The 19226-nt window shown below is 72.0% G+C and carries 15 protein-coding genes; 8 read left to right on the forward strand and 7 right to left on the reverse strand.

Annotated features, from left to right (window positions below; translation table 11 throughout):
• Positions 1-79: 79 nt before the first annotated feature.
• The 5 genes from carB to pyrR all read right to left on the reverse strand — a co-directional run bounded on the left by carB (position 80) and on the right by pyrR (position 7625).
• Positions 80-3388: a carbamoyl-phosphate synthase large subunit gene (gene carB / locus IEZ10_RS00890; RefSeq protein WP_189244506.1), complete on the reverse strand. Its 3309-nt coding sequence runs from the start codon at positions 3386-3388 to the stop codon at positions 80-82.
• Positions 3381-4586 (reverse strand): glutamine-hydrolyzing carbamoyl-phosphate synthase small subunit, encoded by a 1206-nt coding sequence (gene carA / locus IEZ10_RS00895; protein ID WP_189244507.1) that lies wholly within the window; start codon positions 4584-4586, stop codon positions 3381-3383. The genes carB and carA overlap by 8 nt, the downstream gene beginning before the upstream one ends.
• A gap of 239 nt (positions 4587-4825) precedes the next feature.
• The gene (locus IEZ10_RS00900) at positions 4826-6130 is read right to left on the reverse strand and encodes a dihydroorotase (protein WP_189244508.1); all 1305 of its coding nucleotides are present in this window, start codon (positions 6128-6130) and stop codon (positions 4826-4828) included.
• Positions 6127-7062 carry an aspartate carbamoyltransferase catalytic subunit gene (locus tag IEZ10_RS00905; RefSeq protein WP_189244509.1) on the reverse strand — a complete coding sequence of 312 codons (936 nt, stop codon included), beginning with the start codon at positions 7060-7062 and terminating at the stop codon, positions 6127-6129. Before IEZ10_RS00905 ends, IEZ10_RS00900 begins: the two co-directional genes overlap by 4 nt.
• Complete coding sequence (gene pyrR / locus IEZ10_RS00910) at positions 7059-7625, reverse strand: bifunctional pyr operon transcriptional regulator/uracil phosphoribosyltransferase PyrR (RefSeq protein WP_189244510.1); 567 nt, start codon at positions 7623-7625, stop codon at positions 7059-7061. The genes IEZ10_RS00905 and pyrR overlap by 4 nt, the downstream gene beginning before the upstream one ends.
• 355 nt (positions 7626-7980) lie before the next feature.
• On the opposite strand from pyrR, the gene IEZ10_RS00915 reads away from it, so the two are divergent.
• From IEZ10_RS00915 to IEZ10_RS00950, 8 genes are all read left to right on the forward strand, one after another.
• Complete coding sequence (locus IEZ10_RS00915) at positions 7981-9405, forward strand: amino acid permease (RefSeq protein WP_189244511.1); 1425 nt, start codon at positions 7981-7983, stop codon at positions 9403-9405.
• Positions 9406-9500: 95 nt separating this feature from the next.
• Positions 9501-10745, forward strand: coding sequence for an arginine deiminase (locus IEZ10_RS00920; protein ID WP_189245034.1), 1245 nt, complete (start codon positions 9501-9503; stop codon positions 10743-10745).
• A gap of 72 nt (positions 10746-10817) precedes the next feature.
• The gene (gene argF / locus IEZ10_RS00925) at positions 10818-11822 is read left to right on the forward strand and encodes an ornithine carbamoyltransferase (RefSeq protein ID WP_189244512.1); all 1005 of its coding nucleotides are present in this window, start codon (positions 10818-10820) and stop codon (positions 11820-11822) included.
• 2 nt (positions 11823-11824) lie between these two features.
• Entirely contained in the window at positions 11825-12760 is a 936-nt protein-coding gene (arcC, locus tag IEZ10_RS00930) for a carbamate kinase (RefSeq protein ID WP_189244513.1), read from the forward strand.
• A gap of 153 nt (positions 12761-12913) precedes the next feature.
• Positions 12914-14338 (forward strand): amino acid permease, encoded by a 1425-nt coding sequence (locus IEZ10_RS00935; RefSeq protein WP_189244514.1) that lies wholly within the window; start codon positions 12914-12916, stop codon positions 14336-14338.
• The gene (locus IEZ10_RS00940; protein ID WP_189244515.1) at positions 14335-15303 is read left to right on the forward strand and encodes a universal stress protein; all 969 of its coding nucleotides are present in this window, start codon (positions 14335-14337) and stop codon (positions 15301-15303) included. Before IEZ10_RS00935 ends, IEZ10_RS00940 begins: the two co-directional genes overlap by 4 nt.
• Before the next feature lie 234 nt (positions 15304-15537).
• Positions 15538-16032 (forward strand): transcriptional regulator BldD, encoded by a 495-nt coding sequence (gene bldD / locus IEZ10_RS00945; RefSeq protein WP_179818469.1) that lies wholly within the window; start codon positions 15538-15540, stop codon positions 16030-16032.
• A 148-nt stretch (positions 16033-16180) separates the two neighbouring features.
• Positions 16181-17392, forward strand: coding sequence for a PP2C family protein-serine/threonine phosphatase (locus tag IEZ10_RS00950; RefSeq protein WP_229810818.1), 1212 nt, complete (start codon positions 16181-16183; stop codon positions 17390-17392).
• 30 nt (positions 17393-17422) lie between these two features.
• Here IEZ10_RS00950 and IEZ10_RS00955 read toward each other — a convergent pair whose 3' ends face one another.
• Both IEZ10_RS00955 and IEZ10_RS00960 read right to left on the reverse strand, forming a co-directional pair.
• Positions 17423-17869, reverse strand: a complete 447-nt coding sequence (locus IEZ10_RS00955; RefSeq protein ID WP_189244516.1) for an SAV_6107 family HEPN domain-containing protein — start codon at positions 17867-17869, stop codon at positions 17423-17425.
• A 406-nt stretch (positions 17870-18275) separates the two neighbouring features.
• Positions 18276-19121, reverse strand: coding sequence for a L,D-transpeptidase family protein (locus IEZ10_RS00960; RefSeq protein ID WP_189244517.1), 846 nt, complete (start codon positions 19119-19121; stop codon positions 18276-18278).
• Between the last annotated feature and the right edge of the window lie 105 nt (positions 19122-19226).

The following is a 19226-nucleotide window of genomic DNA, read 5'->3' on the forward strand; positions in this document are numbered from 1 at the left end:
ATCCGCCCGCCCACACGGTCGCGTTCGGCTCCTCGCTCACTTCGCGGACGGCTCATTCTTCACCGGCCACTCCGCTCGCTCATCCCCTCATCCGCTCCGCGTGCTCCTGGAGGGACCGTACCCCCACGTCCCCGCGGACGATCGCCTGGATGCCCTGCACGGCGGCGGCCAGGCCCTGGACGGTCGTGATGCACGGGATGCCCCGCAGCACGGCCGCGGTGCGGATCTCGTAGCCGTCCAGCCGCGGCCCGGACTGGCCGGGGCTGCCGAAGGGCGTGTTCACGATGAGGTCCACCTCGCCGTCCAGGATCCGCCGGCCGATGGTCGGTTCACCGTCGGGGCCCGGCCCGTCACTCTGCTTGCGCACGATCTTGGCATGGACGCCGTTGCGGCGCAGCACTTCGGCGGTACCCTCGCTGGCCAGGATCTCGAAGCCGAGATCGGCGAGCGCCTTCACCGGGAAGATCATGGCGCGCTTGTCCCGGTTCGCCACCGATACGAACGCCCGCCCCTTGACCGGAAGCGAGCCGTAGGCGGCGGCCTGCGACTTGGCGAAGGCGATGCCGAAGAACTCGTCGATGCCCATCACCTCGCCGGTGGAGCGCATCTCCGGGCCCAGCACCGTGTCCACCGCGTCGTTCATGCTGCGGATGAACCGGTTGAACGGCAGCACCGCCTCCTTGACCGCGATGGGCGCGTCCAGCGGCAGGGTGCCGCCGTCGCCCTCGGCCGGGAGCATGCCCTCGGCGCGCAGCTCGGCGATCTTCGCCCCCATCATCACCCGGGCCGCCGCCTTGGCCAGCGGCACCGCGGTGGCCTTGGAGACGAACGGCACCGTACGGCTGGCGCGCGGGTTGGCCTCCAGCACGTACAGGATGTTCGCCGACATGGCGTACTGCACGTTGATCAGGCCGCGCACGCCCACGCCGCGGGCGATGGCCTCGGTGGCCGCGCGGATGCGCTTGATGTCGTGGCTGCCCAGCGTCATCGGCGGCAGCGAGCACGCCGAGTCGCCGGAGTGGATGCCGGCCTCCTCGATGTGCTCCATGACGCCGCCGAGGTAGAGCTCCTCGCCGTCGAACAGGGCGTCCACGTCGATCTCGACGGCCTCGTCGAGGAACTTGTCCACCAGCACCGGGTGGTCGCTGACGGCTCCGGCCCGGGACATGTAGGTGACCAGCGTCTCGTCGTCGTAGACGATGGCCATGCCGGCGCCGCCGAGGACGTAGGAGGGCCGCACCAGCACCGGGTAGCCGATCTCGGCGGCGATCTCCAGGGCTTCCTGCTCGCCGGTCGCGGTGCCGTGCCGGGGCGCGGGCAGGCCCGCCTCGGCCAGGACCCGGCCGAACGCGCCGCGCTCCTCGGCCAGGTGGATCGACTCCGGCGAGGTGCCGACGATCGGGACGCCGGCGTCCTTGAGCGCCTGCGCCAGGCCCAGCGGGGTCTGGCCGCCGAGCTGGACGATGACGCCCGCGACCGTGCCGCTCTGCTGCTCGGCGTGGACGACCTCCAGGACGTCCTCCAGGGTGAGCGGCTCGAAGTAGAGCCGGTCGGAGGTGTCGTAGTCGGTGGAGACCGTCTCGGGGTTGCAGTTGACCATGACGGTCTCGTAGCCGGCCTTCGACAGCTCGAAGGAGGCGTGCACGCACGCGTAGTCGAACTCGATGCCCTGGCCGATGCGGTTGGGCCCGGAGCCGAGGATGATGACCTTGGGCCGCTCGCCCGGCGGGACCTCGGTCTCCTCGTCGTAGGTGGAGTACAGGTAGGGCGTCTGCGCGGCGAACTCGGCGGCGCAGGTGTCCACCGTGTTGTAGACCGGCCGCACGCCGAGCGCGTGGCGCAGGTCGCGCACCCGCTCCTCGGTCATGTCGCACAGCTCGGCGATCTGCGCGTCGCTGAAGCCGTTCCGCTTGGCCAGGGTCAGCGCCTCCGCGTCGAGCCGCGGGGTCCGGCGCAGCTCGGCGGCGACCTCCTCGATGGCGAAGAGCTGGTCGAGGAACCACGGGTCCACCGAGGTGGCCTCGAACAGCTCCTCGGGCGTCGCCCCGGCCCGGATGGCCTGCTGCATGGTGCGCAGGCGGCCGTCGTGGGGGTCGCGGCAGGCGGCGAGCAGCGCGCCCTTGTCGCCCGGCTCCCCGGCCCAGGTGAAGACCGCGTCCTTCTTCTCCAGGGAGCGCAGCGCCTTCTGCAGGGCCTCGGGGAAGGACCGGCCGATGGCCATGGCCTCGCCGACCGACTTCATGTGGGTCGTCAGCGTCGCGTCGGCCCCGGGGAACTTGTCGAAGGCGAAGCGGGGGACCTTGACCACGATGTAGTCGAGCGAGGGCTCGAACGACGCCGGGGTCTCCCGGGTGATGTCGTTGGGGATCTCGTCCAGGGTGTAGCCGATGGCGAGCTTGGCCGCGATCTTGGCGATCGGGAAGCCGGTGGCCTTCGAGGCCAGCGCGCTGGAGCGGGAGACCCGGGGGTTCATCTCGATGACGACCATGCGGCCGGTGCTCGGGTCGACCGCGAACTGGATGTTGCAGCCGCCGGTGTCCACGCCGACCTCGCGGATGACCGCGATGGCGACGTCGCGCATGTTCTGGTACTCGCGGTCGGTCAGGGTCAGCGCGGGGGCCACGGTGACGCTGTCGCCGGTGTGCACGCCCATCGGGTCGAGGTTCTCGATGGAGCAGACGATGACGACGTTGTCGGCCCTGTCGCGCATCACCTCCAGCTCGTACTCCTTCCAGCCGAGGATGGACTCCTCCAGGAGCACCTCGCTGGTCGGGGAGGCGTCGAGGCCGGCCCCGGCGATGCGGCGCAGGCCGTCCTCGTCGTGGGCGAAGCCGGAGCCGACGCCGCCCATGGTGAAGGAGGGGCGCACCACCAGCGGGTAGCCCAGCTCCGCCGCGGCGGCCAGGCACTCGTCCATGGTGTGGCAGACGACCGAGCGGGCCGACTCGGCGTTCAGGCCCCGCTCGGCGGCGACCTTGGCGACGATGGCCTTGAACATCTCGCGGTTCTCGCCCGCCTGGATGGCGTCGACGTCGGCGCCGATCAGCTCGACGCCGTACTCCTTGAGCACCCCGGCCTCGTGCAGCGCGATCGCGGTGTTCAACGCGGTCTGACCGCCGAGGGTGGGCAGCAGGGCGTCCGGCCGCTCCTTCGCGATGATCTTCTCGACGATCTCCGGGGTGATCGGCTCGACGTAGGTGGCGTCGGCGAACTCCGGGTCCGTCATGATCGTGGCCGGGTTGCTGTTGACGAGGATGACGCGGAAGCCCTCGGCGCGCAGCACGCGGCATGCCTGGGTGCCGGAGTAGTCGAACTCGCAGGCCTGGCCGATCACGATCGGCCCGGAGCCGATCACCATGACCGACCGGATGTCCGTACGCTTAGGCATCCTTACCACCCTCCGTATTCATGGTCGCGTTCGGCTCCTCACTCGCTGCGCGGCCGGCTCCTTCGTCGCCGCCCACTCCGCTCGCTCGTCCCCTCTCCTGCTCCATCAGGTCGCAGAACCGGTCGAACAGCCCCGCGGAGTCGTGCGGGCCGGCCGCCGCCTCGGGGTGGTACTGGACGCTGAAGGCCGGCCGGTCGACGAGCCGCAGCCCCTCGACGCAGTCGTCGTTGAGGTTGACGTGGCTGACCTCCGCCGGGCCGTACGGCGTGTCGAACGGGCCGTCCAGCGGCGCCCGTACGGCGAAGCCGTGGTTGTGCGCGGAGATCTCCACCTTGCCGGTGCTCCGGTCCTGGACCGGCTGGTTGACGCCGCGGTGGCCGTAGCGCAGCTTGTAGGTGCCCAGGCCCAGGGCCCGGCCGAAGATCTGGTTGCCGAAGCAGATGCCGAAGAACGGCCGGCCCGCGGCGAGGACGCCGCGCAGCGCCTCGACGGCGCCGTCGGCGGTGGCCGGGTCGCCGGGGCCGTTGGAGAAGAACACGCCGTCGGGGTCGACGGCGAGGATGTCCTCGGCGGTGCTGGAGGCCGGCAGGACGTGCACCTCGCAGCCGCGCTCGGCCATCCGGTGCGGGGTCATCGACTTGATCCCGAGGTCCACGGCCGCCACGGTGAAGCGCTTGGCGCCGATCGCCGGCACCACGTACGGCTCGGCGGTGGAGACCTCCTCCGCCAGGTCGGCGCCCTCCATGCCGGGGCTGCGCCGGACCCGCTCGACCAGCTCCTCGACGGGGGCGAGGGCGTCGCCGGAGAAGATCCCGGCGCGCATGGCCCCGCGCTCGCGCAGGTGGCGGGTGAGGGCCCGGGTGCCGGAGATGGCGATGCCGACGACGCCCTGCTCCCGGAGGTAGTCGTCGAGGGAGCGGCGGGCGCGCCAGCTGGAGGAGACGCGGGCGGGCTCGCGGACGACGTAGCCGGCGACCCAGACCCGCGAGGACTCGGGGTCCTCGTCGTTGACGCCGGTGTTGCCGATGTGCGGCGCGGTCATCGCGACGATCTGGCGGTGGTACGAGGGGTCGGTGAGCGTCTCCTGGTAGCCGGTCATCCCGGTGTTGAAGACCATCTCGCCGAAGGTCTCTCCCTCGGCGCCGTAGGGCGCCCCTTGGAAGACGCGGCCGTCTTCCAGCACTAGCACTGCGGTCACTCGAAAACCCCGATCATATCGGTCACTGCTCCGCAAAGTATGAAATATCAGGCATGTTGGTGGAGGCTGCCTCCACGATGTGAGACGCGCCGTTCCGTCCGGCTCCGCCCGCCCGTTCCCCGGGCACGGGCCGGTCGCCGCGCGCCTCCCCCGGCGCTCCGCGCCCTCCGCGGGCCGGGGCCGGGCGGCCCCGTCGCCCGCCGCGCGGGTGGACCGTACGGCGGGCGGCGGGCCGGATGTCAGACGAGCTTGCCGTCCAGGACGGTCGGTCTGCCGCGCAGGAGGGTGGCCACGACCCGGCCGGGCAGGGTCCTGCCCTCGTACGGCGTGTTGCGGCTGCGCGAGGCGAAGGCCGAGGGGTCCACCCCGGCGCGCGCCGAGGCGTCGTAGAGCGTGATGTTGGCCGGGGCGCCCGCCTCGACGGGGCGGCCGTGACCGGCCAGGCGGCCGATCCTGGCCGGGGCGTACGACATGCGCTCGGCGACACCCGACCAGTCAAGCAGGCCGGTCTCCACCATGGCCTCGTGAACCACCGACAGCGCCGTCTCCAGCCCGATCATGCCCATCGCCGCGGCGGACCACTCGGTCTCCTTGTCCTCGACCGGGTGCGGGGCGTGGTCGGTGGCGACGCAGTCGATCGTGCCGTCGGCCAGCGCGAGGCGCAGCGCCTCGACGTCGGCGCGGGTGCGCAGCGGCGGGTTGACCTTGTAGATCGGGTTGTAGGCGCCGACCGGGGAGTCCTCGACGAGGTCGTCGGTCAGCAGCAGGTGGTGCGGGGTCACCTCGGCGGTGACGTCCCAGCCCTTGGACTTGGCCCACCGGATGATCTCCACCGAGCCGGCGGTGGAGACGTGGCAGACGTGCAGCCGGGAGCCGACGTGCGCGGCCAGCAGGCAGTCGCGGGCGATGATCGCCTCCTCGGCGACCGCGGGCCAGCCGGTCAGGCCGAGCCTGCCGGAGACCGCGCCCTCGTTCATCTGCGCGCCGGCGGTCAGCCGCGGCTCCTGGGCGTGCTGGGCGATCACGCCGTCGAACGCCTTGACGTACTCCAGGGCGCGGCGCATGAGCACCGCGTCGGAGACACACTTGCCGTCGTCGGAGAAGACCCGCACCCGGGCCGCGGAGTCGGCCATCGCGCCGAGCTCGGCGAGCCGCTCGCCCTCCAGGCCGACGGTGACGGCGCCGACCGGGCGCACGTCGCAGTGGCCGGCCTCCTGGCCCAGGCGCCAGACCTGCTCGACGACGCCGGCGGTGTCGGCCACCGGGTCGGTGTTGGCCATGGCGTGCACGGCGGTGTAGCCGCCCAGGGCGGCGGCGCGGGTGCCGGTCTCGACGGTCTCGGCGTCCTCCCGGCCCGGCTCGCGCAGGTGGGTGTGCAGGTCGACGAGGCCCGGCAGGGCGATGAGGCCCCGGGCGTCGATCGTCTCGTCGCCGGTCAGCCCCTGGCCGACCTCCTCGATGATCCCGTCGCGGATGAGGATGTCGGCCGGCTCGCCGCCGAGGATCCTCGCTCCCTTGACGACGGTGCTTCGCTGCTCGCTCACTGTCGGATCTCCCCCCCGAGGTCGGCGCCGCCCAGCAGCAGGTACAGGACGGCCATGCGCGTGGTCACCCCGTTGGCGACCTGCTCGACGATCGTCGAGCGCGGTGAGTCGGCCACCTCGGCCGCGATCTCCATGCCCCGGTTCATCGGGCCGGGGTGCATCACGATGGCGTCGTCGTGCATCCTGGCGACGCGGTCGCGGTCGAGGCCGTAGCGGCGGCTGTACTCCCGCTCGGTGGGGAAGAACGCGGCGTTCATCCGCTCGCGCTGGACGCGCAGCATCATCACCACGTCCGACTTGGGCAGCATGGCGTCGAGGTCGTAGGAGACCTCGCAGGGCCAGGAGCCGACGTTCACCGGCAGCAGGGTCGGCGGGGCGACCAGGGTCACCTCGGCGCCGAGCGTGCTCAGCAGCAGCACGTTGGAGCGGGCCACCCGGCTGTGCAGCACGTCACCGACGATGGTGACCCTCCTGCCGTCCAGCGGGCCCAGGCGGCGGCGCATGGTGAAGGCGTCGAGCAGCGCCTGGGTGGGGTGCTCGTGGGTGCCGTCGCCGGCGTTGACGACGCTGCCGCGGACCCAGCCGGCCAGGCGGTGCGGCGCGCCGGAGGCGCTGTGCCGGATGACGACGGCGTCGGCGCCCATCGCCTCCAGGGTCAGCGCGGTGTCCTTGAGCGACTCGCCCTTGGAGACGCTGGAGCCCTTGGCCGAGAAGTTGATCACGTCGGCCGACAGGCGCTTGGCCGCCGCCTCGAAGGAGATGCGGGTCCGGGTGGAGTCCTCGAAGAAGAGGTTCACCACGGTACGGCCGCGCAGCGTCGGCAGCTTCTTGATCGAGCGGTCCGAGATCTTGGCCAGCTCGTCGGCGGTGTCGAGGATGAGCAGGGCGTCGTCGCGGCTCAGGTCGGCCGCGGAGATGAGGTGGCGCTTCACCGTTCCTCCCCCTTCAGCAGCAGGACGGCGTCGCGGCCGTCGTTCTCCTCCAGGTAGACCTTGACGATCTCGGACTTGGAGGTGGGGAGGTTCTTGCCCACGTAGTCGGCGCGGATGGGCAGCTCGCGGTGGCCGCGGTCGACCAGGGCGGCGAGCTGCACGGCCTGCGGGCGGCCCAGGTCGTTGAGCGCGTCGAGCGCGGAGCGGACCGTGCGGCCGGAGAAGAGGACGTCGTCGACGAGGACGACGACCTTGCCGTCGATGCCGTCGGCGGGCAGTTCGGTGCGGCCGAGGGCCCTGGCCGGGCGCAGCCGCAGGTCGTCGCGGTACATCGTGATGTCGAGCGATCCGACCGGCACCGGGCGGCCCTCGAAGCGCCCGATGTGGCCGGCCAGGCGGCGGGCCAGGTGGACGCCCCGGGTGGGGATGCCGAGGAGGACGATGTCCTCGGCGCCCTTGGTGCGTTCGAGGATCTCGTGGGAGATGCGGATCAGGGCGCGGTTGATGTCGGGTCCCTCGAGGACCGCGCGCGCGTCCTGGGCATGCGAAACGGCGTCAGCCAAAAGAACACCACCTTTCCCGCCTCACGGGACGGGTCTTAAAGGAAGTTGACGGCTTCACGGTAGCAGGCGCGCCGCGATGCCTCCCAACCAGCCCCTCCATACCCCCAACAGCACCATACTGGGATATAGATCATTTAAAGTCACATAAATGACCTTAAGTCTCATCGGATGATAAATAACCCAGCGGTTCCCGCATTCCCGGGCACGGCCGGGGGGCCGGCCCGCGGCGCGCCCCCTCACAGCGAATCCTCTTTATGGCAATACATGGTGTTTCGCCCGTTACATCCCCGGGGACCCCTTCCTTGCCGCCGGCGAACTCCGAGGACAGAGGCGACACGTGCGCGGGGGGCGCGAGATGGAGCGATCGTCCGAGGGCCGTCCGCCGGGTGCGGCGGCCGGGCCCGCACCCGGCGGCGGTGAGGCGGGGGCCTCCGGCGCCGGGCGCGGCACGCTCGGTCTCCCCGCGGCCGTCTCCCTGGTCGTCGGCAACATCGTGGGCACCGGCGTGTTCCTGCTGCCGGCCGCGCTCGCCGCCTACGGCACCGTCAGCATCCTGGCGATGGCCCTGGTGTCGGTCGGCGCCATCGCCCTGGCGATGGTGTTCGGCAGGCTCGGCGCGCGGGTGCCCACGGACGGAGGGCCGTACGCCTACGCCAAGGACGCCTTCGGCGAGTTCCCCGGCTTCTGGAACGCCTGGTCGTTCTGGCTCACCGCCTGGATCGGCAACGCCGCGATCGCCGTCGTCTGGGTCAACTACGCCGACTACTTCCTGGGCTGGGAATCCCCGGCCGGGCAGACCCTGCTCGCGCTCGCCGCCCTGTGGGTCCCCGCGATGGTCAACCTGAGCGGTGTGCGCAACATCGGCGCCTTCGCCGTGGTCACCACGGTCCTGAAGTTCATCCCGCTGGTCTTCGTCGCCGTCGCCGGGATGTTCTTCGTCCGCGCCGCCAACTTCGGCTCCTTCAACGCCACCGGCGGCAGCTGGCTCGCCGCCCTGTCCACCGCGGGCGCGCTCGCCCTGTTCATCTACTCCGGCGTCGAGAGCGTCACCATCGTGGCCGAGCGGATCAGGGACCCGGCCCGCAACGTCGGCCGGGCCAGCGTCTACGGCGTGCTGATCTGCACCGCGATGTACCTGCTCAGCACCATCGCCATCTTCGGGATCATCCCTCAGCAGACGCTCGCCCACTCCAGGGCGCCGTTCGCCGACGCGATCAACGCCATGTTCGGCGGCGGCGTCGGGGGCGGCGTCATGGCGGCCTGCGCCGTCGTCTCCGGGATCGGCGCGATCAACGGCTGGACCATGCTGGTGGCCGAGATGCCCATGGCCGCGGCCAGGGACGGGCTGTTCCCCCGCGTCTTCGCCCGGGAGTCGCGGCGCGGCTCCCCGTGGTTCGGCGTCGTCGTGGGCACCGTCCTGACCTCCCTGGTCGTGGTCTACAACTACTTCGGCACCACCCGGGGCTTCGAGAAGATCCTGTTGATCGGCACCTTCACCACCGTCGTCCCCTACTTCTTCTCCGCCGCGGCCCAGCTCTTCTGGCTGGTCACCGGGGCACGCCGGGTCAGCGGGGCCCGGCTGGGCCGCGACCTGGCCATCGCCGTCACGGCGCTGCTGTTCGGCTTCTGGATGCTGTACGGCGCCGGCCAGGAGGCCGCCTTCATCGGCTTCCTGATGATGCTCGTGGGTATCCCCGTCTACATCTGGACGAAGGCGAGACGCGGGGAGTACGGCACCCGGGAGACGGCACCCGCCCCGCCGCGCGGGCGGCCCGGATGACGACCGCCGGGGAAAACCCGGAAAACCGGGAAGACCACGGAGAACCGGGCCGAGACGCACCCGGGGAGCATCGAGGAACACGGAGGATGAAAGAGATGACCTTCCACGTCGACTCCGAGGTGGGCAGGCTCCGCCGGGTCCTGCTGGACCGGCCCGAACTGGCCCTGCGCCGCCTCACCCCCTCCAACAAGGAGGACTTCCTCTTCGACGAGGTGCTGTGGGTGGAGCGCGCGATGGAGGAGCACCGGGAGTTCGAGCGCATCCTGCGCGAGCGGGACGTCACCGTGCACCTGCTGGCCGACCTGCTGCGCGAGACCATCGAGATCCCCGAGGCGCGCAAGTACATCCTCGACAACATCATCGACGAGCGCTACTTCGGGCCGATGGCCGTCGACGCGCTGCGCAACGCGCTCGACTCGATGGAGGCGGCCGACCTGCAGCGCTACCTCGTCGGCGGCATCACCAAGCGCGAGCTGGTGGAGCGGGGCACCGATCCCAAGAGCCTGGCCTTCCACACGCGCGACGCCGACGGGTTCGTCCTGCCGCCGCTGCCCAACCACCTGTTCACCCGCGACACCTCCTGCTGGATCTACGGCGGCGTGTCGATCAACGCCATGCGCAGGAAGGCCCGCCAGCGCGAGACCGTCAACTACCAGGCGGTCTACCGCTACCACCCGATGTTCGCCCCCGGCTACGACCGGCCGGGCGACGACGGCTACGACGTCTGGATGCCCGGCATGTCCGCGGCGCCCGCCACCATCGAGGGCGGCGACGTCCTGGTCATCGGCCGGGGGGCGGTCCTGGTCGGGATGAGCGAGCGCACCAGGCCGGAGGCGGTCGAGATGCTCGCGCGCAGCCTGTTCGCGCGGGGCGGGGCCGAGCGGATCGTCGCGCTGCACCTGCCGAAGGCCAGGGCGTTCATGCACCTGGACACCGTCATGACGAACGTGGACGTCGGGGTGTTCACCAAGTTCGCCGGTCTCGGCATGCTGCCCTCCTACACGGTCGAGCCCGGCGACACCGAGAAGGAGCTCAAGATCACCGACCACGCCCCCGAGGACATGCACCGGGCCATCGCCCGCGCCATCGGGCTGGACGACATCGAGATCCTCACCCCCACGCAGGACGTCTACGCGGCCGAGCGGGAGCAGTGGGACGACGGCTGCAACATGCTGGCCGTCGAGCCGGGCGTGGTCATCGGCTACGAGCGCAACACCACCACCAACGAGCACCTGAGGGCCAACGGCATCGAGGTGATCACGACCCCGGGCGGCGAGCTCGGCCGGGGCCGGGGAGGCCCGCGCTGCATGAGCTGCCCCCTCGAACGCGACGGCATCTGAGGTTCCCGGCGGCCGCCCGGACGCCGCGGCGGGACGGCGGAGGGACAGGAGAGACAGGAGAGACGGGACGACATGGCACTCAACCTGCGCAACCGCAGCTTCCTCAAGGAGCTCGACTTCACCCCTGAGGAGCTGGCCTTCCTGGTCCGGCTGTCGGCCGTTCTCAAGGCCGCCAAGTACGCCGGGACCGAGAAGCCCCGCCTCACGGGGAAGAACATCGCGCTGATCTTCGAGAAGACCTCCACCCGGACCCGGTGCGCGTTCGAGGTCGCCGCCCACGACCAGGGCGCCCACGCCACCTACCTCGACCCCGCCGGCACGCAGATGGGCCACAAGGAGTCGGTCAGGGACACCGCCCGGGTGCTGGGCAGGATGTTCGACGGCATCGAGTACCGCGGCAGCAGGCAGGCCGACGTCGAGGAGCTCGCCGCCTGCTCCGGCGTGCCGGTCTGGAACGGCCTCACCGACGAGTGGCACCCCACGCAGATGATCGCCGACATGCTCACCATGCGCGAGCACGGCGACCGGCCGCTGCGCAAGGTCTCCTTCGCCTACCTCGGCGACGCCCGCAACAACATGGGCCACTCGCTGCTGGTCACCGGCGCGATGTTCGGCATGGACACGCGGATCGTGGCGCCCCGGGCGCTGTGGCCGGACGCCGAGGCGGTCGTCCGGCCCGCCGAGGAGATCGCCGGGCGGACCGGCGCCCGGCTCACCGTCACCGAGGACGTGGCGGAGGGCGTGCGGGGCGTGGACTTCCTCTACACCGACGTGTGGGTGTCCATGGGCGAGCCCAAGGAGGTCTGGGACGAGCGCATCGCGCTGCTCATGCCGTACCAGGTGAACGCGGAGACGGTGCGGGCCACGGGGAACCCCGGGGTGCGGTTCATGCACTGCCTGCCGGCCTTCCACAACCGCGAGACCCGCGTCGGCGCGGAGCTGTACGCCAGGACCGGCCACGAGGCCCTGGAGGTCACCGACGAGGTCTTCGAGTCGCCCCGGTCGATCGTCTTCGACCAGGCGGAGAACCGCCTGCACACCATCAAGGCCATCATGGTGGCCACCCTGGGAGGCTGAGCGTGCGCGTCCTGGTAGCCCTCGGAGGAAACGCCCTGCTGCGGCGGGGACAGCGGCCCGACGCCGACGCCCAGCGGGAGAACGTCCGCCTCGCCGCGGCGTCGCTGGCGAGGCTGGCCGTCGAGCACGAGCTCATCGTCACCCACGGCAACGGCCCCCAGGTGGGCGTGCTGGCCCTGGAGAGCGCCCACGACCCCAACCTGAGCCGGCCGTACCCGCTGGACACGATCGGCGCCGAGACGCAGGGCATGATCGGCTACTGGCTGCTGCAGGCGCTGCAGAACGCCCTGCCGGGGCGCCAGGTCGCCTCGCTGATCAACCAGACGCTCGTCTCGGCGGTGGACCCCGCCTTCGACGACCCCACCAAGTTCGTCGGCCAGGTCTACGAGAAGGAGGAGGCGGAGAAGCTGGCCGCCGAGTACGGCTGGACCGTCAAGCGGGACGGCGCCCACTGGCGCAGGGTGGTGCCCTCCCCGGCCCCGCAGCGGGTGGTGGAGACCCGGCTCATCCGCCGCCTGGTCCGCGACGGCGTCCTGACGATCTGCGCCGGCGGCGGCGGCGTCCCGGTCATCCGCAACGAGGTCGGCCGGCTCCAGGGGATCGAGGCGGTGGTGGACAAGGACCTGACGGCCTCGGTGCTCGCCGAGGCGCTGGAGGCGGACGTGTTCATGTCGCTGACCGACGTGCCGCGGGTCGCCAGGCACTTCGGCACCCCGCGGCAGGAGGAGATCGGCCACACCACGCCCCACGAGCTGCGCGCCGAGCACTTCCCGGCGGGCTCGATGGGGCCCAAGGTCGAGGCGGTCGCCCGGTTCGTCGAGACGACCGGCGACATGGCGGCGATCGGCAGGCTGGAGGACGCGGCGCTGATCCTGGAGGGGAAGGCCGGCACGATCGTCACGCCCAACGCCACCTGGCCGCTGGCCAGCACGCTGTGACCGCGCGGGACCGGCCGCGGCGGCGTCCGGGGCCTGCCGTACGGCCCGGCGGCGTTCGGGGCGCCCGGCCGGGGTAGTGCCCTCCGCGAAGGACGAGAGGGACGAGAAGGGCGCGGGCCGCGCGCCGCGCGGGACGAGGGGAAGGGGGGCCGGATGGTCTCCATGGCGCGCCGGCTGCTGCGCACCAAGCCGGCCGACGAGATCGTCGCCGAGGGCGGTCACGGCGAGGGCGGCGAGCTCCGCCGGACCATGACCATGTGGCAGCTGACCCTCTTCAGCGTCGGCGCCACCCTCGGCACCGGCATCTTCGTCATCCTCGGCCAGGCCGTGCCGAAGGCGGGCCCGGCGGTGGTGACCTCCTTCGTGCTGGCCGCCGTCACCGCGCTGTTCTCCGCGCTGTCCTACGCCGAGCTGGCCGGCACGATCCCGGTCTCCGGTTCGTCGTACTCCTACGCCTACGCGACGATGGGCGAGCTGGTGGCGTGGGTGTGCGGCTGGTGCCTGATGCTGGAGTACGCGGTCTCGGTGGCGGCCGTGGCGGTCGGCTGGGGCGAGTACCTCAACCGTTTCCTTTCGGACCTGGCCGGCACCCGCCTGCCCGACGCCATCACCCACTCCCCCGGCGACCAGGGCGGCGTGCTCAACCTCACCGCGATCCTGATCGTGCTGCTGGCCACCTGGCTGCTGCTGCGCGGCGCCTCCGAGAGCGCCACCGCCAACGCCTTCTTCGTGCTCATCAAGATCGCGGTGCTGGCGTTCTTCTGCGTGGTGGCCTTCAGCGCGTTCAGCACGGGCAACCTCACGCCGTTCGCCCCGCTGGGCGTGGCCGGCGTCACCGCCGCCGCCTCGCAGGTGTTCTTCTCCTACATCGGCTTCGACGCCGCCTCCACGGCCGGCGAGGAGGCGCGCGATCCCAGGCGCGACCTGCCGCGGGCGATCATCCTGTCCCTCGTCATCGTCACGACCGTCTACGTCGCCGTGGCGCTGTCGGCCGTCGGCGCCATGCACTGGCGGCTGTTCGACCCGAAAACCACCGAGGCCAGCCTCGCCCTGGTCGCCGACCGGGCCACCGGCGCGACCTGGCCGGGGATCATCATCTCCTTCGGCGCGGTCGTCGCCATCGCCAGCGTCGTCCTCACCGTCCTGTACGGCCAGACCCGCATCCTGTTCGCGATGTCGCGCGACGGCCTGATCCCGAAGGTCTTCCAGAGGGTGGACCCGCGCCGCCAGGTCCCGGTCGCCAACACCCTCATCGTGGCCCTGTTCGTCTCGGTGCTGGCCGGGTTCGTCCCGCTCGGCCAGCTCGCCGAGGCGACCAGCATCGGCACCCTGTTCGCCTTCGCGATCGTCAACGCGGGCGTTCTCGTGCTGCGCCGGACCCGCCCGGAGCTGCCGCGCAGTTTCCGGACGCCGTTCTTCCCGGTCACCCCGATCCTCGGCGTGATCTTCTGCTTCGTCGTGATGGCCGGGCTCGCGTCCGTCACCTGGCTCGCGTTCGCGGCCTGGATGGCCGTCGGCCTGCTCGCCTACCTCCTGTACGGCTACCGCCACTCCCGTCTCAACCGGAGCGTCCGATGAAGATCGAGCACATCCTCGCCGGGTTCATCCCCGAGACACGGGGCAGGGACGGGCTGGCGCTGGCCGTGCTGCTGGCCAGGCAGGCCGGGGCGCGGCTGACCGTCGCCCACGTCCATCCGCCCGCCTGGCCCACGCCGGGCCCCGGGAAGGTCGACGCCGAGTGGCGGGCCTACATCACCGCGCAGGCCGCCCAGGCGCTGCAGCAGGCACGGCTGGCCCTGGCCGACGTGCGGGACGTGCCGATCGACTACGTCCTGGAGGCGGACCGCGGCAGCGGGCGCGGGCTGGTCAGGCTCGCCGGGCGGCTCGGCGCCGACGCGGTGGTCATCGGCTCCGCGCCCCGGGGCGCCCGGAGCCGCATCGCGCTGGGCAGCACCGCCGACCAGCTCCTGCACGCCTCCCCGGTGCCCGTCGCCCTGGCCCCGCGCGGGTACGCCGAGGACCGCCCGCCCGCGATCCGGCGGCTGGCCGTGGCCTACCGCCGCGACCCCGCCTCCGACGCCGCCGTACGGCCGGCCGCGGAGATCGCCGCGGCGCTGGGGACGCCGCTGCACCTGATCACCCTGGTCGTGAGCCGGGGGATGCGGGTGAAGGCGGCCGAGCAGACGCTCGACCGGCTGCGCGAGCGGGCCGCCGCCGACCTCCGGGAGGCCGCGCGCGGGTGCGGCGCCGAGGTCACGACGCAGGTGCTGGAGGGCGGGGACGTCGCGGCCGCGCTCGGCGGCGCCGAGTGCGGGGGCTCGCTGCTGGTCTGCGCCTCCAGCACGACCGGCCCGCTGCGCCGGGTCTTCCTCGGCGACACGTCGATGAAGATCATACGCGCGTCGGCGTGCCCGGTGATGATGCTGCCCCGCACCCCGCCGCCGAGGCCCGCCGAACCGGCCGGAAGCGCCCGGAGCGCCGTGCCGTCCGGCACGGCGACCCATGGGGCCGTATCGCCCATGCGGGACAACTGCGGCCTTTGAGGCGGAACCCATCGGACCGGATTCCGCATCTTTTTTCCAATCAGCTTGACCTTGGGCGTCCACAGCTTTACCGTCACTGTCCGTAACCGCACCTCGCGGCCTTATCGGGTAAACCCTGACGCTCCAGTCACCGAAGGTCCCTGCCCCGCGCACCAACCCAGCGGGTTGGGGCATAAGTTGCGAGGGAGCACAATCAAGTGAAAGCAGTGCATAACAGAGCCGGGGGGCCACACTATGCCGTCTGAGTACGCCAAGTCGCTGGGTGCACGACTCCGTGCCATCCGCACCCAGCAGGGCCTGTCCCTGCACGGAGTCGAAGAGAAGTCCCGTGGGCGCTGGAAGGCGGTCGTGGTCGGCTCCTACGAGCGCGGCGACCGCGCCGTGACGGTCCAGAAGCTTGCCGAGCTGGCTGATTTCTACGGTGTGCCGGTTTCGGAGCTGCTGCCCGGCGGCGCCGCCCCGAGCCCGCTCGGCCCGACGCCGAAGCTTGTCATCGACCTTGAGCGCCTTGCCCAGCTCCCCAAGGAGAAGGCCGGCGCGCTGGCCCGTTACGCCGCCACCATCCAGAGCCAGCGTGGTGACTACAACGGCAAGGTGCTGTCCATCCGCCAGGAGGACCTCCGCTCCCTGGCGGTGATCTACGACAAGTCCCCGGCCGAGCTCACCGAGGAGCTCATCAACTGGGGCGTGCTCGACCCCGAGGCGCGCCGCGCCGTCGAGTCGTTCTGACCCCTTCCGTGGGCGCGCCGCCGATGGCGCGCCCACGGCCGCGGAGCGCGACACGCCGTCTCTCCGGGAGATCACTCGCATCTCGCCACGGAGGACCTCCACTGTGGTAGGAAAAGGCAAATACGGCGTTTAGCGAGATGTGGTGAACATGGCACGGAGAGAGGATCGGCACGATCACTCTCCTCCGTCCCCGAAAAGCCGCCTCGACGTCGTCATGGCGGTGCTCGGCTCGACCAAGACACGTGCCTTCCTGCGCCTGCTGACCTCCGTCGGGGCCAGCAGGACCCAGGACACCCTCCGGCTGCTGCCCTTCGTCGTCATGGCCGTGGTCGCCCTGGCCGACCTCGGCTCGGGCCCGGAGACCGGACTGCTCCCCCTGCTGGCCCTCGGCCCGGCCTTCGCCAGCGTCGCCTGCGGCCTGGGCAGGACGACGGTGGTCGGAATCGTCGCGCTGGCGCTGTGCGTCGCCCTCGGCCTGCACTACCAGGTCCTGTGGAGCTCCCGCACCAACATCACCATGATGGCCATCCTGGGCGTCACCGTGGCCGGGGTGCTGGCCAGCGCCGGCCGGCTCCGCCACGAGCGGCAGCTCGCCGACGTCCGCTCGGTGGCCGAGGCCGCCCAGCGGGTGCTGCTGCGGCCGGTGCCCCGCCGGGCCGGACCCGAGATCGGCGTGGCCGTCTCCTACACCTCCGCCACCGCCGAGGCCCGGATCGGCGGCGACCTGTACGACGTGGTCACCACCCCGCACGGGGTGCGGATCGTCGTCGGGGACGTGCAGGGCAAGGGCCTGGAGGCGGTGGAGACGGCCGCGGTGGTGCTGGGCGCCTTCCGGGAGGCCGCCCACGACGAGACCGGGCTGCTGGGCGTGGTGACCCGCCTGGAGAACGCCCTGAGCAGGGAGCTGTCGGGCGAGCAGTTCGTGACGGCGATCCTCGCCGAGATCACCGGCGACGCCTCCATCACCGTCGTCAACTGCGGTCATCCGCCGCCCATGATGCTGGGAGCCGACGGCAGGCAGTGGTTCGCCGAACCACCCGAGGAGGCGCTGCCCCTGGGCATGGGCGCGCTGCGGGTCAGCGAGCCGAAGCCGCACCGCGTCCCCTTCGAGCCCGGGGAGCAGGTGCTCTTCTACACCGACGGGGTCATCGAGGCGCGCAACGGGGCGGGCGACTTCTATCCGCTGGAGGCTCGGGCGCACCTGCTGAGCGGATCGGATCCGCAACTGGCACTGGACGCCCTGCGCGCCGACCTGCTGCGGCACGTGGGCCGTCCGCTGGGCGACGACGCCGCGATGCTCCTGCTGCGCCACCGGGCGGACCGTCAGGCGGACGCCTCGGCCCCCTCGGCGGTCTCCTGAGCGCCCGGCCGGGCGCGCGGCGGGAAGGGGTCAGCCGGCCAGCGGGACGCTGCCGGGCAGGGTGGGCTGGACGGGCACGCCGAGCATCTTCTCGACGGTGGTGACGAACCGCTCCGCCTCGGAGATCAGCTCCTCGGCGTCGCGCGCCGACACCACGCGCGTCATGCCGGCCTCGGCCGAGGCGCGCTTGGTGGCGCTCATCTCGAAGTAGGGGGCCCAGTCGGCCAGCCGGGGCTCCGCCTCGGGCAGCAGCTCCCAGGCGCTGCGCAGCCTGCGCCTGCGGCCGTCCATGGGGCGCGGCCGGGCGGCCAGGACCGCGGCGGCGGCACGCAGGGCCGCCAGGTGGGCCGCGACGTAACGGGTGGCGGGGGTCGTCGCGGCGGCGGCCTCCTCCAGGCAGTCGCGCGCATCGGCCAGATGCGCCCGGACCGTGGGCGACAGCCGGGGCCCGCCCGAGTCGCCGGGTCGATGGATCATGCGCTTCAACCTCCTTGGTCGCAAGCGGCTCCCGGCGTTCTCACCGGTGATGTCAAGGCTCGCAGACACCACCGACAAATCCGCCGGGCGGCCGGACGAGGAGCTTCCCCTCTCCCCGTCCGGTTCCGGTGCGCCGGCGCCGCCGTGACGGCGGCGCCGCCGGACGGCCGCCCCTGGACGCGAGCCGCGAGTCTCACGCCTTTACATCGAACATAAATTCGATCATCTGTGCTGTCAAGCAAAGCAGCGAACAAAGGTTCGATCCCCCGGAGAAGCGAAAACCCCGGGAGACGGGGATCTCCCGGGGTTCTCCGCCCCGAGCAGGGGCTCGGAGACGGCCGGAGGGCCTCTCCGCGGGGCCGCCGCGCCGGTCCCGCGACGGGAACGGCGGACGCGCCCCGCGGGGCTACCGCGCGAACCTCCCGCGCACGTGCACCGGCACCCCGGTGCCGAGCAGCTTGGGCAGCGCCGACGCGACGTTCATCGGCAGCCGCACGCAGCCGTGCGAGGCCGGGGCCAGCGGCACCGACAGCGCGCCGTGCAGGGCGATGCCGCCGTTGAAGAAGATCGGGTTGTACAGCTTGCCGAGGTAGGAGGTGTGCCAGCCGCTCCGCCGCCAGGTCGTCCGGTAGTCGCCCGTCGGCGTGCGGGCGTCGCCGCAGAACCGCTGGGTCCGGCCGTTCCAGGTGGCCGTCTCGCAGTAGGGGATCCCGCTGCCGGAGGAGATGTGGCTGATCAGCCGCACCCTCCCGCCGACGTACAGGACCATCACCTGCTGGGTGAGGTTCACCTCGACCCGGGTCGCCCGGCCGCCCGGCACGAGCACCCTCGGGGCGCGCGGGGCCTCCAGCGCCCGCCACGTCCTGCTCGCCACGGTGCTGGTCGGCGCGATGCCGTTGACCTTCTGGAAGGCCCACAGCGCGGTCAGAGTGCTCCCGCCGTACCGGCCGTCGACGGTTCCCGGCAGGTAGCCGAGCTGCCGCAGCCGCGTCTGGAGCATCCTGACCTCGGCCCCCTTGGCGCCGAGCCGGAGCGTCCGGCCGGGCGCGGTGAACGCGGGCGCCGCCATCGGGGCCGCGGCCGCGGCGGCCGGGGCCGTGGCGACCACGGCCGCGGTGACCGGGACCGCGGCGGCCGGAAGGGCGCCCGCCGGGGTCCGGGGAGCCGCCGCGGCGCTCGCGAGGCCGGGCGAGGAGACGAGGAGGGCCGCCGCCGCCAGCGCGGCCGCTCCGAGCCGCCGTCGGACTCTCATTCGCGTCATCTCCCTCTTCACTGCGATTTTCGGATCAAGGGACCATAGTGCACCGGCGTCTCGTCCCCGTCACGGGTAAATGAGACGGCATGCGCTGGTCGAACG

This window comes from Streptosporangium pseudovulgare (genome assembly GCF_014648055.1).
Classification (GTDB): domain Bacteria; phylum Actinomycetota; class Actinomycetes; order Streptosporangiales; family Streptosporangiaceae; genus Streptosporangium; species Streptosporangium pseudovulgare.

Bases quoted from the DNA above. Each gene is read 5' to 3' on its own strand.
- carB (WP_189244506.1), bottom strand. From the start codon at position 3,388: ATGCCTAAGCGTACGGACATCCGGTCGGTCATGGTGATCGGCTCCGGG.
- IEZ10_RS00915 (WP_189244511.1), top strand. From the start codon at position 7,981: ATGGAGCGATCGTCCGAGGGCCGTCCGCCGGGTGCGGCGGCCGGGCCC.
- IEZ10_RS00920 (WP_189245034.1), top strand. From the start codon at position 9,501: ATGACCTTCCACGTCGACTCCGAGGTGGGCAGGCTCCGCCGGGTCCTG.
- argF (WP_189244512.1), top strand. From the start codon at position 10,818: ATGGCACTCAACCTGCGCAACCGCAGCTTCCTCAAGGAGCTCGACTTC.
- IEZ10_RS00935 (WP_189244514.1), top strand. From the start codon at position 12,914: ATGGTCTCCATGGCGCGCCGGCTGCTGCGCACCAAGCCGGCCGACGAG.
- IEZ10_RS00940 (WP_189244515.1), top strand. From the start codon at position 14,335: ATGAAGATCGAGCACATCCTCGCCGGGTTCATCCCCGAGACACGGGGC.
- bldD (WP_179818469.1), top strand. From the start codon at position 15,538: ATGCCGTCTGAGTACGCCAAGTCGCTGGGTGCACGACTCCGTGCCATC.
- IEZ10_RS00950 (WP_229810818.1), top strand. From the start codon at position 16,181: ATGGCACGGAGAGAGGATCGGCACGATCACTCTCCTCCGTCCCCGAAA.
- IEZ10_RS00955 (WP_189244516.1), bottom strand. From the start codon at position 17,869: ATGATCCATCGACCCGGCGACTCGGGCGGGCCCCGGCTGTCGCCCACG.
- IEZ10_RS00960 (WP_189244517.1), bottom strand. From the start codon at position 19,121: ATGAGAGTCCGACGGCGGCTCGGAGCGGCCGCGCTGGCGGCGGCGGCC.